A 16418-nucleotide genomic window follows, 5' to 3' on the forward strand; every position below is an offset into this window, starting at 1 on the left:
GGCTATCGGCGGGGTTGCCGGCCAGTCATGCGGGCATGACCGGCCGTTATCAGGTGTTACTGCGGCTGTTCGGCCAGCTTGTCGGCCAGGCGCACGAAGGCGGCCAGGTCCAGTTGCTCGGGGCGCAGGCTGCCATCGACACCGGCGGCGGCGATCTCGTCGCTGCTGAGCAGGGCCTTCAAGGTGTTGCGCAGTGTCTTGCGGCGCTGGTTGAACGCTTCGCGCACGATGCGCTCGAGCAGGCGATGATCCTTTGCCGGGTGCGGCAGGGTGGTGTGGGGTACCAGGCGCACGATGGCCGAATCGACCTTGGGCGGTGGGTTGAACGCCCCCGGGCCGACGTTGAACAGGTGTTCCACGCGGCAGTGGTACTGCACCATGATCGACAGGCGGCCCCAGTCGCCACCGCCCGGGCCGGCGGCCAGGCGCTCGACCACTTCCTTCTGCAGCATGAAGTGCATGTCGCGGATCAGCCCAGCGTTGGCCAGCAGGTGAAAGATCAGTGGGGTGGAGATGTTGTACGGCAGGTTGCCGACCACCCGCAGGCTGCGCGGCGCGGCGCCCAGGCTGGTGAAGTCGAACTTGAGCGCATCGCCCTGGTGCAGGCGGAAGTTGTCACGGCCGGCGAACTGCTGGTTGAGGATCGGTACCAGGTCCTTGTCCAGTTCCACCACATCCAGCTGGCCGCCGCTGTTGAGCAGGCCCTGGGTCAGGGCGCCCTGGCCCGGACCGATTTCCAGCAGGCGCTCACCTGCCTTGGCGCTGATCGAGCGCAGGATGCGGTCGATGACGCCGGCGTCGTGCAGAAAGTTCTGGCCGAAGCGCTTGCGCGCCTTGTGTTGGTATTGCTCGGTCATAAATGGGTCTCGGCCATCTGGTAGGCGGTTTCCAGTGCTACCTGCAGGCTGCCGGTGTCGATCCTGCCGGTGCCGGCAAGGTCCAGGGCAGTGCCGTGGTCCACCGATGTGCGAATGATCGGCAGGCCCAGGGTAACGTTCAAGGCGGCGCCGAAGCCCTTGTACTTGAGCACCGGCAGGCCCTGGTCGTGGTACATCGCCAGCACTGCGTCGCAGTGCTCCAGATATTTGGGGGTAAACAGGGTGTCGGCAGGCAACGGGCCGCGCAGGTCCATGCCTTCGCTGCGCAGGCGCGCCAATGTCGGTTCGATGATGTCTATTTCTTCGCTGCCCAGGTGGCCGCCTTCACCCGCATGCGGGTTGAGCCCGCACACCAGGATGCGTGGCTGGGTGATGCCGAACTTGCTCTGCAGGTCGGCATGCAGGATCCGCGTGACCCGCTCCAGGCGTTCGGCGGTGATGGCGTCGGCCACTGCGCGCAGCGGCAGGTGCGTGGTCACCAGGGCCACGCGCAGCCCGCGGGTGGCAAGCATCATCACCACTTGCGTGGTGTGGGTCAGCTCGGCGAGGAATTCGGTATGCCCGGAAAACGCAATGCCGCTTTCGTTGATCACGCCCTTGTGCACGGGCGCGGTGATCATCCCGGCAAAGTGCCCGTCAAGGCAGCCCTGGCCCGCACGGGTCAGGGTTTGCAGTACGAAGGCGGCGTTGCGTTTGTCCAGCTGCCCGGCGACTACCCGGCTTGCCAGCGGCGTGTCCCACACGTACAGGCTGCCCGCAGGGGCAGGCGCATCCGGGAAGGCGTCGGGGCTGACAGGCAGCAGCGTGACGGCCACGCCCAGTTGCGCGGCCCGCTCGACGAGCAGGTCACGACTGGTAATGGCGATCAGGGGGTGGGGCTGGGCGTGCTCGGCGAGCAGCAGGCACAGGTCAGGTCCTATGCCGGCCGGCTCGCCGGGTGTCAGGGCGAAGCGCTGGTGTTTCACTGGGCTGCCTGGTCGGCGCCAGGAAGCTTGATTTCAACATAGGCTTCGTCGCGGATCTGACGCAGCCAGCTTTGCAGCTCTTCGTCGTACTTGCGGTTGCGCAGCACGTTCATGGCTTGCTGTTCGCGTGCCTGTTCGGTGCTGTCGGTGGAGCGACGACCCAGGACTTCCAGTACGTGCCAGCCGTACTGGGTCTGGAACGGCTTGGACAGCTGACCCTGAGGGGTGCTGGCCATGACTTCGCGGAACTCGGGTACCAGTGCGTTCGGATCGACCCAGTTGAGGTCGCCGCCATTGAGTGCCGAACCCGGATCTTCGGAGAAGCTCTTCGCCAGCTCGGCGAAATCTTCGCCGGCGCTGATGCGTTCATAGAGCTTTTCCGCCAGTTGCTGGGTGGCGGCTTCGCTGCGCACTTCGCTTGGCTTGATCAGGATGTGGCGAACATGCACTTCGTCGCGCAGCTGTGTCTGGCCGCCGCGCTTTTCCTGCAGCTTCAGGATGATGAAGCCACCCGGTGTGCGTACAGGCTCGGTGACGTCACCCACAGCCATGGTGCTGAGCAGGCGATCGAAAGGAGGTGGCAACTGGGCGGCCTTGCGCCAGCCCATCTCGCCACCTTCCAGTGCGTTCTCGCTGGCCGAACGGGCAGTCGCCAGCTGGGCGAAGTCGGCGCCTTGCTTGAGCTGCTGGTAGATCGCGGCCGCTTGCTGGCCAGCCGCCTGGATAGCCGCCGAGTTGGCGCTTTCCGGGGTCGGGATCAGGATGTTGGCCAGGCGGAACTCTTCGGACAACTGCATCTTGCCCAGGTCCGAGGCGAGGAAGTTCTTCACTTCCTGTTCCGAAACCTGGATGCGTTCGGCTACCCGGCGCTGGCGCACGCGGCTGATGATCATCTCGCGACGGACCTGCTCGCGGGCGTCATCGAACGACAGGCCGTCATGGGCCAGGGCCGCACGGAACTGGCTCATGTTCATGCCGTTGCGCTGGGCAATGGTGTCCATGGCCTGATTGAGTTCTTCGTCGGTGATGCGGATGCCGGAACGATCGCCAATCTGCAGTTGCAGGTTTTCCACGATCAGGCGCTCCAGCACCTGCTGGTCGAGCACGCCGGGCGGAGGTGTGGCGCCGCCGCGCTTGGCGATGGTCTGTTCGACCTCGCGCACGCGCTGGTCCAGCTGGCTTTGCATGACCACGTCGTTGTCGACGATGGCCACCACCTTGTCCAGGGTCTGCACCGCGGCGTGCGCGGTGCTGCTCAGTAGTACAGCGCCCAGCATCAGCGGGCGCAGACAATCAATAAGCTTGGTCTTCACGTGCACGGTAACCTTGAATGCCTTGATCGAGGAAAGTTTCGACCTTTTTACCTACTACACCACCGAGGCCTTTCAGCACGATCTGCAGGAAGATCCCATGGTCGCCTTTTTCGTTGGAGGGTGCGTCCTGGCTGTATTCGTCGTAATCGATCCAGTAGCGGTTGATCAGACGCAGCTTCCAGCAGCAGTTGTCGTACTCGAAACCGCCCATGGCTTCCAGGGTGCGGTTGCGGTTGTAGTCGTGCTGCCAGCGGGCGATTGCAGTCCACTGCGGAACGATTGGCCACATGACGGAGAAGTCATGTTGCTGGATCTTGTAGTAGTCCTTCACATAGCCAGGTTGTCCCGGGGTGCCGTAGTCGCCACCACCCACCTGCCAGCGACCGGTGCTTTGATCGTAGCGAACCCCGTCGTTGCGATAGCGATAACCCAGGTTGACGATCTTGTTGACGTTGTCTTCCGGTTGGTAGTGGAACATGGCGCTGCCGGAACGCGTACTGCGGGTATCCGGGTCCCAGTTGAAGTCGGAATTCACGCGCCAGTCGCGGTTGAAGCGGAACTGGTATTCCAGCGCGTAGGGCGAGACGTCGGATTGCGAGTCGTTGCGTGTGCGGTAATCGATACGCGGCAGCTGAACCTTGCGATCCTTGAAGTACAGCGCTTGGCCAACGCTCAAACGTTGACGTTCGAAACCGTTGTCTTCGATCCAGCGGTTTGTCAAACCCAACGACAGCTTGTTTTCGTCGCCGATACGGTCTGTCCCACTGAAGCGGTTTTCGCGGAACAATGATGCATAGCTGAAAGTCGATTCGCCGGTATCGAAAACCGGAATGTCCGTCTGGTCCTTGTATGGGACGTACAGATAGAACAGGCGCGGTTCCAGTGTCTGGCGGTAGTCCTTGCCGAACCACTGCGTGTCGCGGTCGAAGTACAGACCGCTGTCGACGCTGAAAATGGGCACGCTTCGGTCTTGCGAACTATTGAATTGTTCATCTGCTGCGAGTGTCTGTTTGCCGCGTTGGTCCAGATCCAGCTGGTAATTGGTGTAGACATATGTCAGCGAAGGTCTGACGTAGCCATAAGAGGCGTTCAGCGGCAAGCTCATGTTGGGAGCGAGATTGATCCGGTCACCGTTGGCACGCGCCAGACCGGATACTCGAGTGTCATACCACGGCGTGGAGCGGTCGTCCTTGTCTACGAAGTTACCCTCGCGCAAGTCGCGATCGAAACGTACGAACTCGGTACTGTAGGCAAAGTCCAAGCCCCCGGGATGGTAGGGTAGCCTGCCGCCAAAAGTAACCTGGGGCAGACGGCCATACGGAGTGATCTGGCTGATAGTCGCCAGTTTGTAGTCCTGCATATTCAGCCGCGCAGTATAACTGTCTCCCCGATATGTCAACGCACCCTGCTGGTTGATATAGTCGGTACTTTCTACGCCGAGCTGATCCGTTTCCAGGTCCTGGAAGTAGTAGGGATCGCTGATGTTGGTGTAATCGACCTCGGTCATCAGGCGCTCGTCCAGGCCACCCTTGTGCTGCCAGTTGATCATCCAGCGCTTTTCTTTGTAGTCGGACTGGCGCTTGCGCTCGTCCTCCTCGTCATTCAGCCACGCACCACCGAACTGCCCTTCGCTGGACTTGGTCAGGTAGCGGAACTCGCCTTCCATCAACAGGCCGCGCTTGGCCATGTAGCGTGGATACAAGGTGGCGTCGTAGTTCGGTGCCAGGTTGAAGTAGTACGGCGTGACCAGCATGAAGCCGGTGTCGCTGCTGGTACTGAACGATGGCGGCAGGAAGCCGGACTGGCGACGGTCATCGATCGGGAAGTAGATGTACGGGGTGTAGAACACCGGTACATCCTTGACCCGCAGGGTGACGTTGGTCGCGGTACCGAAGCCGGTGGCCGGGTTCAGTGTGATGTTGTTGCCCTTGAGCTGCCAGGCGTTGCTGTTCGGCTCGCAGGTGGTGTAGGTACCGTCCTTGAGGCGAATGATCGCGTTTTCGGCACGCTTGGCGTACAGCGCGTTACCGCGGATACGCGACTTGTGCATCACGTACTCGGCGTTGTCGACCTTGGCTTCACCGGTGTCGAGCTGGATGTCGGCGTGATCGCCAACCACCAGCGAACCATTGTCGCGGATCTTCACGTTGCCGCTCAGTTCGCCACGGTTCTCGGCCTGATACAGATTGGCCTCGTCGGCCTCGACCTGCATGCTGCCCTGGCGCATCACCACGTCACCGGCGAGGGTGGCGATCTGCTGCTCCTGCTGGTAGCGCGATACCTTGGCACCGATGAAGGTCGGCGCCTCGTCCTTGGGCGTGGTGTCATCCATGCCCGGACGGGTTGGCTCGATGTAGGCACCGGAGCAATACGGGCCGGCTTCGGCGAGCTGGGCAGGGGTCAGCTGATCGCGTGGTACCCAGTCCAGATGGCTGTAGTCGGCGCTGCGTGCCTTCAGGCCGCGCCCCTTGGTTTCGGTGACGAGTGCTGGGCCCTTGCCCGCCGCTTCGGCACTGCCGTCGGCGCTCTGGGCAGGCGTTTCGCCGGTCGAGCTGACCGCCGCACCGTCATGCACAGGGCGTGGTGGCAGGTTCGCGGTGCTGGTCTTGGGCTTGCAGTCCCAACCTCCGGCAGCGGAAACTTGGCAGTCGAACTGCTCGGCAGCCACCACGTACGACGTGGCCAGGGGTTGCATCGCCAGCAGACCGCCGGTGACGAGCAACGGGAATTTTTTACGAAACGCGGGGGATTTCAATGCCATCTTATTAGTCCGGGCTTCCTGCGTGCCATCTGCCCGCGTGTGGGGCCGCACGCCTCTCGATGGTCTGAAAAAGATGCTGGATAATAAAGCATGACCCGCTTGACGGCTAGGGCCGTCGGAGACCCATGTAATGCCCGAACATGATGTACGCCTGCAACACCTGAATGTATGGCTGGCCGAACAGCTGGCAAATCTTTTCCATAAACAGGGCTGGGGTCCGGTTCCAGCGGGCTGCCTGACCGCTGCCAGCAGCGACGCGAGCTTTCGCCGCTACTTCCGCTGGGCCGCCGAAGGACGCAGTTTTATTGTGATGGATGCCCCGCCGCCGCAGGAAAACTGCCGGCCTTTTGTGGAAATTGCTCATTTATTGGCCAGCGCCGAGGTCAATGTGCCGCAAATTCACGCTCAGGATCTCGAGCGCGGCTTCCTGCTGCTGAGTGATCTGGGCAACCACACCTACCTCGATGTGATCACCAGCGACAACGCCGATGGCCTGTTCGACGATGCCATCCAGGCGCTGCTGGCCTTCCAGCAACTGCCGATGCAGGCGCCGTTGCCCAGTTATGGCGTGGCCCTGCTGCGCCGCGAGCTGGAGCTGTTCCCAGAGTGGTACGTGGGCCGTGAACTGGGCCTGCAGATGAATAATGAGCAGCAGGCGGCCTGGCAACGCATCAGCAGCCTGCTGATCGACAGCGCCCTGGCCCAGCCCAAGGTGCTGGTGCACCGTGACTACATGCCGCGCAACCTGATGCAGAGTGTGCCCAACCCGGGCTTGCTGGATTTCCAGGATGCGGTGTACGGCCCGGTGACCTACGACATCACCTGTCTGTTCAAGGACGCCTTCCTCAGTTGGCCGCAGGCACGGGTAGAGGGCTGGCTCAAGGACTACTGGCAGCGGGCGCAGGCTCTGGGCGTACCGGTGCAGGCCGATTTCGAGGACTTCCAGCGTGCCAGCGACCTGATGGGCGTGCAGCGCCACCTCAAGGTGATCGGCATCTTCGCGCGCATCTGCCACCGTGACGGCAAGCCGCGCTACCTGGCCGATGTGCCGCGGTTCTTTGCTTATATAGATGAAGTGATCGCCCGCCGCCCTGAGCTGGCCGAGCTGGATGAACTGATCGACAGCCTGCAGGCCGCAGGCGGGGCGCGCGCATGAAGGCGATGATTCTGGCCGCAGGCAAGGGCGAGCGCATGCGCCCGCTGACCCTGCATACACCCAAGCCACTGGTGCCGGTGGCCGGCGTGCCGTTGATCGAGTATCACCTGCGCGCCCTGGCGAGGGCGGGCTTCACCGAGGTGGTGATCAATCATGCCTGGCTGGGGCAGCAGATCGAAGAGCACCTGGGCGATGGCGCGCAACTGGGCCTGAGCATCCGCTATTCCGCCGAAGGCGAACCACTGGAAACCGGTGGCGGGATCTACAAGGCGCTGCCGCTGCTTGGCGACGCGCCTTTTGCGCTGATCAACGGCGACATCTGGACCGAGTACGACTTCAGCCGCCTGCCTGCGTCGCTGTCCGGGCTGGCGCACCTGGTGCTGGTGGACAACCCGGGCCATCACGGCAAAGGTGATTTCCGCCTGCAGGCCGGGCAGGTCAAGGATGCCGACGCGGTTTCGCCGACCTTGACCTACAGCGGGATCGCCGTGCTGCACCCGGAACTGTTCGACGGTTGCCAGGCCGGCGCCTTCAAGCTGGCACCGCTGTTTCGCCAGGCGATGGCCAAGGGCCTGGTCAGTGGGGAGCATTTCACTGGCCAGTGGTTGGATGTCGGTACCCTTGAACGCCTTGCCGAAGTCGAGCGCCTGCTCGCCGAGCGCCGCTGACATGTTGTGGCCGAGCACAGTGATTGGTGCCGGAGCGGGTTTTGCCATCGCCAGCATTCCAGGGGCGTTGCTGGGGGCATTGCTCGGTCAGGCGATGGACCGCCGTCTGCAACTGCACAGTTGGGCGCACCTGCGCGAGCGTCTGGGCGGGCGCGCGGTGCTGCGCGACGACGAAGTGCTGTTCGTGCTGCTTGGGCGCCTGGCCAAGAGTGAAGGGCGGGTGGTCGACGGACATATCCAGCAGGCGCGTCAGGAAATGCAGCGCCTGGAGATGAGCGAACCGGCACGTCTGCGCGCGATTGCCGCATTCAACCGGGGCAAGAGCGGCAGCGAGCGCCTGCATCCGCACCTGCGTCGCCTCAAGCAGCAACCCCATGCTGCCGAAGGCTTGCTGCGTGCCTGCTGGCGCATGGTCTGGGCCGATGGCCGGGTAGGGCGTCACGAGCGCGAACTGCTGATGCAGTGGGGGCAGCAGCTGGGCTGGTCGACGACCCGGGTGCAGGCATTGGCCAGCGACTACGAGCCGCACCGGGCGGCCCTGGGCAATCAGGGCATCAGCTATCCCGAGGCCCTGCGCTTGCTGGGGGTGTTACCCGAGACCGAGCCTGTACAGGTCAAGCAGGCCTACCGGCGCCTGCTCAGCCGGCATCATCCGGACAAGCTGGTGGGTAGCGGCGCGAGTCCGGCGCAGGTGCGCGACGCCACCGAGCGTACCCGGGACCTGCATCAGGCCTACGCGGTGGTACGCAAGCGGCGCGGCTTCTAGTCGACCGCTTGCGGGCTCAGCCAGCCGCGAATGCGGCGGAACAGTTGCTCCTGCTCGGCAGCCTGGTTGCCGGGCATGGCCGTCAGGGCGACCTGGTGGTAGCTGCTGTCCTTGAGTCGCTTGCTGGCCTGCAGGCGGTTCACGGCCGCCTGCCTGGCGCCGGCCTGGTTGGCATAGTAGAAGTCGGCGGTCGGCAGCTTGAGCGTGGCGGCCAGGCTGTCGAGGCTGTGTTCGACGCGGGCCGGGTTCTGCGCAGCGACCATCACCAGCTTTTGCACCTGCGGCGGTTGCCGTTCGCTGATGTAACGGGCTGACCAGTAGGCACCGCTGCCGCTGCCCAGCAGCACCACGCTGCGTGCGTTCTGCTGCTGTGCGTAGGCGACGGCGGCATCCAGGCGGGCGAAGATGCGCTCGGCGTCGGCCTTTTCACTGGCCGCCGGATCGGTACTGGCGGGCGCTTCGGCGCTTTCGCTGTTTTCGGTTTCTGCTGCGGTGGCCTGGGCGATGTTGGCATTGGCATCGGCCGGCGTGGCCTTGGCCGGTGCGCCCTTCACGTCCTTGTCCGGTTGCGGGGGCGGTGCCGGGGTTTCCTTGCGGGCCACCGGGCTCTCGGCCAGCAGATCCGGCAGGCTCAGGCTCAGACTGGCCCACTTTGCATCGGGGAACTTGCGCCGCAGGGGGCCGACGGTGCGTGGCCAGTCGGCGCTCTCGCCGGCACCCGGGACGATGATCACCACGCCTTCGGGTGCCGGGGTGTTGGCAGGTTTCCACAGGGCCAGGAAGCTGTCGCTGCCGGCCTGCAGGGTTTGCTGCTCGTCCTTGGGCACTTGCCGCTCCAGGGCCTGGGCGTCTTCCTGGCTGCGCTCGGGCAGCGCCTGGCGCGTGGCCGGCGCGGCATCGGCGTCGGCGGCCGGCGTTTCCTGCGCCAGAACTTGTGCGGTACAAGGTAGTATCAAGGACAGGCATAGCGCCGAAAGCGCCGTGCGTTTGAGTACGAACATTGATCGATCCAGGCCAGAGTGATACCGGCAGCCTAATGGTATTTGTCGACGACGGCCATGTTCGATGGCGGTCCCTTCATTGACGAGATTCAAGATGATGCGTTTGCGCTGCCTGTTGTTTATCGGCTGCTTGTGCTGGCCCTTTATGGCGAACGCGGAGCAGGCATCCGTACCGGCTGCGGTACGCCTGGACCCGGCGCAACAGCAATGGCTCGACCAGCATCGCAGCTTGCGGGTGGGCCTGGTGTTGCAGGCTCCGTTCGCGCAGTTCGACCGGCGCCTGCAGCAGCTGTCAGGTGTCAACGTCGAGCTGATGAACTGGCTGGGCAGGGCATTGGACCTGGACCTGACGTGGCGCAACTTCCCCGACCAGGCCGCGCTCGAGCATGCCCTGGCCGGCGGCGAGATCGACCTGGCGCCAGGGCTGACCCAGACCCCGGCCAGCCTGCGTCGCTGGTTGTTCAGCGACCCCTACATGCGCGTACCGCAGTTGATCGTGGGCCCGCGCAACGGCTCGATGGCAGTGGACCTGGAGCGGCTCGCCGAAAACGAGCGAGTGGCGGTGCGCATGCCCAGTTCGCTGGCCGACTATCTGCGCGCGACCTATTCCAACCTGAATCTTCAAGGCGTGCCGGCCGAGCGCCAGGCCTTGCAGCTGTTGCTCAGCGAGCAGGTGCGCTACGCGGTGCTGGATGAAGCGCAGTTGAGCCGGTTGTCGCGCGAGAACGAATTCAGCGATCTGGTGGTGGTGGGCGACATCGGTTTGCCGCAGTTGCTGCGGGTGGGCTCGCGGCGTGACTGGCCGATACTGGCCGACATCATCGAGGTCGGCCTGCAGGCCATCCCGGCCAAGGACCTGGAGCAGTTGCACAACCGCTGGCTGCAACCCCGCTACCCGCGCCTGAGCGAGTCACCGGGGTTCTGGCAGAACCTGGCGTTGCTGTTCGCGGCGCTGTTCTTCAGTTGCGTCTTCATCGTGATCTGGCAGCGGCGCCAGCAACAGCAGTTGGAACTTAATCTGCTGGCTGCGCGGGAAAACATCGCCAAGCGCCTGGCCCGCGAAGAGGCGCTGCGCCTGAGCCAGTTCTCCCTCGACCAGAGCACCGTGGGCATCCTGTGGGTGCATTGGGACAGCCATGTGCGCTACGCCAACCGCGCGGTCGAAAGCATGCTCGGCTATACCTCGGGGGCGCTGAACGATCGCCCGCTGATCGATATCGAGCCCAACCTGCACATGGACCGCTGGCTGGACCTGTGGAAGCGCGCACGGGCCAGCGACGAGGCGGCGCAGCGCTTCGAGACCCAGTGCCTGCGCGCCGATGGCAGCCTGGTACCGGTGGATGTGTCGTTGAGCTTCTTGCGCTTTCGCGATGCCGAATACCTGGTGGTGTTCATCAATGACGTCACCGAGCGCCGCCGTGCCCTGGCGGCGCTGCGCGAGAGCGAGGCGCGGCTCAAGGGCATTGCCGGCAACGTGCCGGGGCTGGTGTTCCGGCTGGAGCGCAACCCGGCGATCGGCGACCTGGAGTTCCCCTATATCAGCGAAGGCAGCGAGGCCCTGGTCGGCTACTCGCCCATCGAACTGCAGCACCCGGACATGGGCTTGCGCAACCTGGTGCACAGCGAAGACCGCGCCGACTATCACCGCGTGCAGGACCAGGCGCTGGCCACCGACCAGGACTGGTCGTGGCAGGGCCGCATCGTCACGCGCCAGGGTGAGCAGCGCTGGGCCGACATCAAGGCCAGTACCCGCAATCTGCGCGACGGCCGCGTGGTGTGGGACGGGGTGGTATGGGACATCAGCCAGAGCAAGCGCGCCGAGCTGGAACTGGCGCGCTCCCAGGAGCAGCTGCGCGAACTGTCGGCGCACCTGGAGAGCGTACGCGAGGAAGAGAAAGCGCGGATCGCCCGCGAGGTGCATGATGAGCTCGGGCAGATGCTGACCGTGCTCAAGCTGGAAACCTCGATGTGCGAGCTGGCCTATGCCGGGCTGGACCCGGGCCTGAACGAGCGCCTGGGCAGCATGAAGCGCCTGATCGCGCAGCTGTTCCAGCTGGTGCGCGACGTCGCCACGGCCTTGCGCCCGCCGATTCTGGATGCCGGCATTGCCTCGGCCATCGAGTGGCAGGCCCGACGTTTCGAGGCCCGCACGCAGATCCCGTGCCTGGTCGAGGTACCGGACAACCTGCCGCCGCTCAGCGACGCCAAGGCCACCAGCCTGTTCCGCATTCTGCAGGAGGCCCTGACCAACGTCATGCGCCACGCCCACGCGCATACTGTGCAGATCAACCTGGGCCTGGACGGTGCGATGCTGTGCCTGACCATCAGCGACGACGGCGTGGGTTTCGTGCAGAGTGACCAGCGCCCGACCTCGTTCGGCCTGGTGGGCATGCGCGAGCGCGTGCTGATGCTGGGCGGCAGCATGCGCCTGGACAGCGAACCGGGCGAGGGCACCACGTTGAGCGTACGCATCCCCCTGAACAACGACAGGAGCTGACAGTGATTCGAGTATTGGTTGCCGAAGACCACACCATCGTGCGCGAGGGCATCAAGCAGTTGATCGGCCTGGCCAAGGACATGCAGGTGGTGGGCGAGGCCGGCAATGGCGAGCAGTTGCTCGAAGCCTTGCGCCACACCGAATGCGAGGTGGTGTTGCTGGATATCTCGATGCCGGGGGTGAACGGGCTGGAGGCGATACCGCGAATTCGCGCGTTGAGCGCGCCGCCGGCGATCCTGGTGCTGTCGATGCATGACGAAGCGCAGATGGCGGCGCGGGCGCTGAAGATCGGCGCGGCGGGGTACGCGACCAAGGACAGTGATCCGGCGCTGCTGCTGACCGCGATTCGCCGGGTGGCGGGGGGCGGGCGCTACATCGATCCGGACCTGGCCGACCGCATGGTGTTCGAGGTGGGGCTGACGGATTCGCGCCCCCTGCACTCGATGCTGTCGGAGCGCGAGTTCTCGGTGTTCGAACGGTTGGCCCAGGGGGCGAATGTCAACGACATTGCCCAGCAGCTGGCGCTGAGCAACAAGACCATCAGCACCCACAAGGCGCGCCTGATGCAGAAGCTGAATGTGACTTCGCTGGCCGAGCTGGTGAAGTATGCGATGGAGCACAAGCTGGTGTGAGTGTTCCAAAAACGACATCGGGTTGATCCCTTCGCTGGCAAGCCAGCCGCCACAGGTTCGGCGTGTACCGACAAACCTTGTGGGGGCTGGCTTGCCAGCGAAGGGGGCAGCACGGCTATCAACGTGTCTGAAAACGCCACCCTTGTAGGGCAATCCCTACCCGCAAGTTTCCATCCGGCTGATGGCATTCTCTCAGCACCCCCGATTTGCGCCACCTTCTGCCTTCTCTAGTCTTGGGTCACAGCAGTCATCCAACAAGAAGGTGCAGGTATGAGTGAGGTGAATTCGAACGCTGCAACCGGCGAAGTGCTGGTCAGCTTCCGTGGTGTGCAGAAGAGCTACGACGGCGAGTCGCTGATCGTCAAAGACCTGAATCTGGATATTCGCAAAGGCGAGTTCCTGACCCTGCTCGGCCCCTCGGGCTCGGGCAAGACCACCAGCCTGATGATGCTGGCAGGGTTCGAAACCCCTACCGCCGGCGAGATCCTGCTGGACGGGCGTTCGATCAACAACGTGCCGCCGCACAAGCGCGACATCGGCATGGTGTTCCAGAACTATGCGTTGTTCCCGCACATGACCGTGGCCGAGAACCTGGCCTTCCCGCTGAGCGTGCGCAACCTGAGCAAGACCGACATCAGCGAGCGGGTCAAGCGCGTGCTGAACATGGTGCAGCTCGAAACCTTCGCCCAGCGCTACCCCGGCCAGCTTTCCGGCGGCCAGCAGCAGCGTGTTGCGCTGGCTCGCGCCCTGGTGTTCGAACCGCAACTGGTACTGATGGACGAACCCCTCGGCGCCCTCGACAAGCAGCTGCGCGAACACATGCAGATGGAAATCAAGCACCTGCACCAGCGTCTGGGCGTGACCGTGGTCTACGTGACCCACGACCAGGGCGAAGCGCTGACCATGTCCGACCGTGTGGCCGTGTTCCACCAGGGCGAGATCCAGCAGATTGCCGACCCGCGCACCCTGTATGAAGAGCCGAAGAATACCTTCGTGGCCAACTTCATCGGCGAGAACAACCGTATCAACGGGCGTCTGCTCAGCCAGACCGGCGATCGCTGCCTGGTGGCGCTGCCCCGTGGCGAGAAGGTCGAGGCACTGGCCGTCAACGTCGGCCAGCCGGGCGAGCCGGTCACCCTGTCGATCCGTCCGGAGCGCGTGCGTCTGAACGGTCACAGCGAAAGCTGCGTCAACCGCTTCTCTGGGCGGGTGGCCGAATTCATCTACCTGGGCGACCACGTGCGGGTGCGTCTGGAAGTGTGCGGCAAGGCGGACTTCTTCGTGAAGCAACCTATCGCCGAACTCGACCCGGCTCTGGCCGTGGGCGATGTGGTGCCACTGGGCTGGGAGGTCGAGCACGGTCGCGCACTCGATCCTATTCTGGAAGCCCAGTGAGGATCGCCTCACCCATCCCAGCAACGCGGAGAGAACAATAATGAACAAACACTTGAAGCTGACCGCTCTGACCCTGGGCCTGTTCGCAGCAAGCCAGGCCATCGCCGCCGACCTGACCGTGGTCGCATTCGGGGGGGCCAACAAGGCCGCCCAGGTCAAGGCGTTCTACGAGCCGTGGGAAAAGGCCGGCAACGGCAAGATCATCCCCGCCGACTACAACGGTGAAATGGCCAAGGTCAAGGCCATGGTCGACACCAAGAGCGTGAGCTGGAACCTGGTGGAAGTGGAGTCGCCGGAACTGGCTCGCGGTTGTGACGAAGGCATGTTCGAGCAGCTCGACCCGGCCCTGTTCGGCGATGAGTCCGACTATGTGGCCGGCGCCATCCAGCCGTGTGGCGTGGGCTTCTTCGTGTGGTCGACCGTCATGGCCTACAACGCCGACAAACTCAAGACTGCGCCCACCAGCTGGGCGGATTTCTGGGATACCCAGAAATTCCCGGGCAAGCGCGGCCTGCGCAAGGGTGCCAAGTACACCCTGGAATTCGCGCTGATGGCCGACGGTGTGGCACCTAAAGACGTCTACAAGGTGCTGGGCACCAAGGAAGGCCAGGACCGCGCCTTCAAGAAGCTCGACGCCCTCAAGCCAAACATCCAGTGGTGGGAAGCAGGTGCACAGCCGCCGCAGTACCTGGCCTCGGGCGACGTGGTGATGAGCTCGGCCTACAACGGTCGCATCGCTGCGGTGCAGAAGGAAAGCAACCTGAAGGTGGTATGGAACGGCGGTATCTACGACTTCGATGCCTGGGCCATTCCGAAGGGCGCGAAAAACCTCGAGGACGCCAAGAAGTTCATCGCCTTCTCGATCCAGCCCGAGCAGCAGAAGGTGTTCTCCTCGAACATCGCCTACGGTCCGGCCAACAGCAAGGCCGTGGCGTTGCTGACGGACGAGGTCAAGAAGGACATGCCGACCACGCCGGAGAACATCGCCAATCAGGTGCAGATCGACGTGGTGTTCTGGGCTGACAACAGCGAGCAGCTGGAACAACGCTTCAACGCCTGGGCGGCCAAGTAAGCCGTGCCAATGGGGCGTCGGCATCGTGCTGACGCCTCTTGTTTCCAAGATTTTCGGAGTTCGCTATGGCCATCGCAGTGCCCCTGAACGAAGGCGCAGGTTCCAACCTCAAGAAGCGCCTGGCGCGTGCTGAACGCGTCAACCGCTGGAAGGCAAAAGCATTGATCGCACCGCTGGCAGTGTTTCTGCTGCTGGTTTTCATCGTGCCGATCGCCGCGCTGCTGTACAAGAGCGTCGGCAACCCCGAGGTGGTTGGCGGCTTGCCGCGCACCGTCGCCGCGGTGGCTGAATGGGACGGCAAGAGCCTGCCTGGCGAGGACGTGTACAAGGCCCTCAGCGAAGACCTCGCCGAATCGCGCAAGAACCAGACCCTGGGCGATGTTTCCAAGCGTCTGAACATGGAGCTGGCCGGCTACCGCAGCCTGCTGGCCAAGACTGCCAGGGCCCTGCCGTTCAAGACCGAGCCGCAATCCTACAAGGATGCGTTGCAGGAGCTGGACGAGCGTTGGGGCGACCCGGCCTACTGGCAGGCGATCCGCCGCAACACCAGCAGCGTGACGCCGTTCTACCTGCTGGCCTCGGTGGACCACCGTATCGATGATCTGGGCGAGCTGGCGCCGACCACCCCGGACCAGGCCATCTACCTCGACATCTTTGCCCGCACCCTGTGGATGGGCCTGGTGATCACCGTCATCTGCCTGGCGTTGGCGTACCCGCTGGCCTACCTGCTGGCCAACCTGCCGACCCGGCAGAGCAACCTGCTGATGATCCTGGTGTTGCTGCCGTTCTGGACCTCGATCCTGGTGCGGGTGGCGGCGTGGATCGTGCTGCTCCAGTCCGGGGGGCTGATCAACAGCGGCCTGATGGCGCTGGGGCTGATCGACAAGCCGATGGAACTGGTGTTCAACCGTACCGGCGTGTACATCTCGATGGTCCACATTCTGCTGCCGTTCATGATTTTGCCGATCTACAGCGTGATGAAGGGCATTTCCCCGACCTACATGCGTGCGGCGATCTCCCTGGGTTGCCATCCGTTCGCCAGCTTCTGGCGGGTGTACCTGCCGCAGACCTATGCCGGCGTCGGCGCAGGGTGCCTGCTGGTGTTCATCCTGGCGATCGGCTATTACATCACCCCGGCACTGCTGGGCAGCCCGAACGACCAGATGGTCAGCTACTTTGTTGCCTTCTACACCAACACCAGCATCAACTGGGGCATGGCCACCGCGCTGGGCGGGTTGCTGTTGCTGGCCACCGTGCTGTTGTACCTGATCTATAGCTGGCTGGTTGGCGCAAGCCGCCTGCGTCTGAGCTGAG

Annotated in this window: 13 protein-coding genes; 8 read left to right on the forward strand and 5 right to left on the reverse strand. The window is 63.8% G+C overall.

Annotated features, from left to right (window positions below; translation table 11 throughout):
- Positions 1-56 precede the first annotated feature (56 nt).
- The 4 genes from rsmA to NP552_RS24405 are packed head-to-tail and all read right to left on the reverse strand — an operon-like array spanning position 57 to position 5917.
- Positions 57-857, reverse strand: coding sequence for a 16S rRNA (adenine(1518)-N(6)/adenine(1519)-N(6))-dimethyltransferase RsmA (rsmA, locus tag NP552_RS24390; protein WP_253086206.1), 801 nt, complete (start codon positions 855-857; stop codon positions 57-59).
- Positions 854-1843: a 4-hydroxythreonine-4-phosphate dehydrogenase PdxA gene (gene pdxA / locus NP552_RS24395; RefSeq protein WP_274097238.1), complete on the reverse strand. Its 990-nt coding sequence runs from the start codon at positions 1841-1843 to the stop codon at positions 854-856. The genes rsmA and pdxA overlap by 4 nt, the downstream gene beginning before the upstream one ends.
- Complete coding sequence (locus NP552_RS24400) at positions 1840-3156, reverse strand: peptidylprolyl isomerase (RefSeq protein ID WP_043863757.1); 1317 nt, start codon at positions 3154-3156, stop codon at positions 1840-1842. Before NP552_RS24400 ends, pdxA begins: the two co-directional genes overlap by 4 nt.
- Positions 3137-5917, reverse strand: a complete 2781-nt coding sequence (locus tag NP552_RS24405) for an LPS-assembly protein LptD (RefSeq protein WP_258660239.1) — start codon at positions 5915-5917, stop codon at positions 3137-3139. Before NP552_RS24405 ends, NP552_RS24400 begins: the two co-directional genes overlap by 20 nt.
- Positions 5918-6047: 130 nt before the next feature.
- On the opposite strand from NP552_RS24405, the gene NP552_RS24410 reads away from it, so the two are divergent.
- The 3 genes from NP552_RS24410 to NP552_RS24420 are packed head-to-tail and all read left to right on the forward strand — an operon-like array spanning position 6048 to position 8507.
- Positions 6048-7073 carry an aminoglycoside phosphotransferase family protein gene (locus NP552_RS24410; protein WP_274097239.1) on the forward strand — a complete coding sequence of 342 codons (1026 nt, stop codon included), beginning with the start codon at positions 6048-6050 and terminating at the stop codon, positions 7071-7073.
- Positions 7070-7741 (forward strand): N-acetylmuramate alpha-1-phosphate uridylyltransferase MurU, encoded by a 672-nt coding sequence (murU, locus tag NP552_RS24415; protein WP_274097240.1) that lies wholly within the window; start codon positions 7070-7072, stop codon positions 7739-7741. The genes NP552_RS24410 and murU overlap by 4 nt, the downstream gene beginning before the upstream one ends.
- Before the next feature lies 1 nt (position 7742).
- Positions 7743-8507: a TerB family tellurite resistance protein gene (locus tag NP552_RS24420; protein ID WP_043863761.1), complete on the forward strand. Its 765-nt coding sequence runs from the start codon at positions 7743-7745 to the stop codon at positions 8505-8507.
- Here the strand turns inward: NP552_RS24420 and NP552_RS24425 are convergent.
- Positions 8504-9508: an alpha/beta hydrolase family protein gene (locus tag NP552_RS24425; protein ID WP_058541837.1), complete on the reverse strand. Its 1005-nt coding sequence runs from the start codon at positions 9506-9508 to the stop codon at positions 8504-8506. The two genes, NP552_RS24420 and NP552_RS24425, sit on opposite strands and share 4 nt — an antisense overlap.
- A gap of 94 nt (positions 9509-9602) precedes the next feature.
- Between NP552_RS24425 and NP552_RS24430 the strand changes: the two genes are divergently transcribed.
- The 5 genes from NP552_RS24430 (at position 9603) to NP552_RS24450 (ending at position 16417) form a co-directional block, all read left to right on the forward strand.
- A complete protein-coding gene (locus tag NP552_RS24430; protein WP_210014435.1) occupies positions 9603-12005 on the forward strand; it encodes a PAS domain-containing sensor histidine kinase in 2403 nt (800 codons plus the stop codon).
- 2 nt (positions 12006-12007) lie between these two features.
- A complete protein-coding gene (locus NP552_RS24435; RefSeq protein WP_043863764.1) occupies positions 12008-12637 on the forward strand; it encodes a response regulator in 630 nt (209 codons plus the stop codon).
- A 270-nt stretch (positions 12638-12907) separates the two neighbouring features.
- On the forward strand, positions 12908-14032 hold the full coding sequence (locus NP552_RS24440) for an ABC transporter ATP-binding protein (protein ID WP_043863765.1): 1125 nt from the start codon (positions 12908-12910) through the stop codon (positions 14030-14032).
- Positions 14033-14072: 40 nt separating this feature from the next.
- Complete coding sequence (locus NP552_RS24445) at positions 14073-15104, forward strand: ABC transporter substrate-binding protein (protein ID WP_054915954.1); 1032 nt, start codon at positions 14073-14075, stop codon at positions 15102-15104.
- Between the two features lie 65 nt (positions 15105-15169).
- Positions 15170-16417, forward strand: a complete 1248-nt coding sequence (locus NP552_RS24450) for an ABC transporter permease (protein ID WP_043863767.1) — start codon at positions 15170-15172, stop codon at positions 16415-16417.
- The last annotated feature ends 1 nt before the right edge of the window (position 16418 follow it).

Origin of the sequence: Pseudomonas sp. 8209 (assembly GCF_028682105.1) — a bacterium.
In the GTDB taxonomy this organism is placed as follows: domain Bacteria; phylum Pseudomonadota; class Gammaproteobacteria; order Pseudomonadales; family Pseudomonadaceae; genus Aquipseudomonas; species Aquipseudomonas palmensis.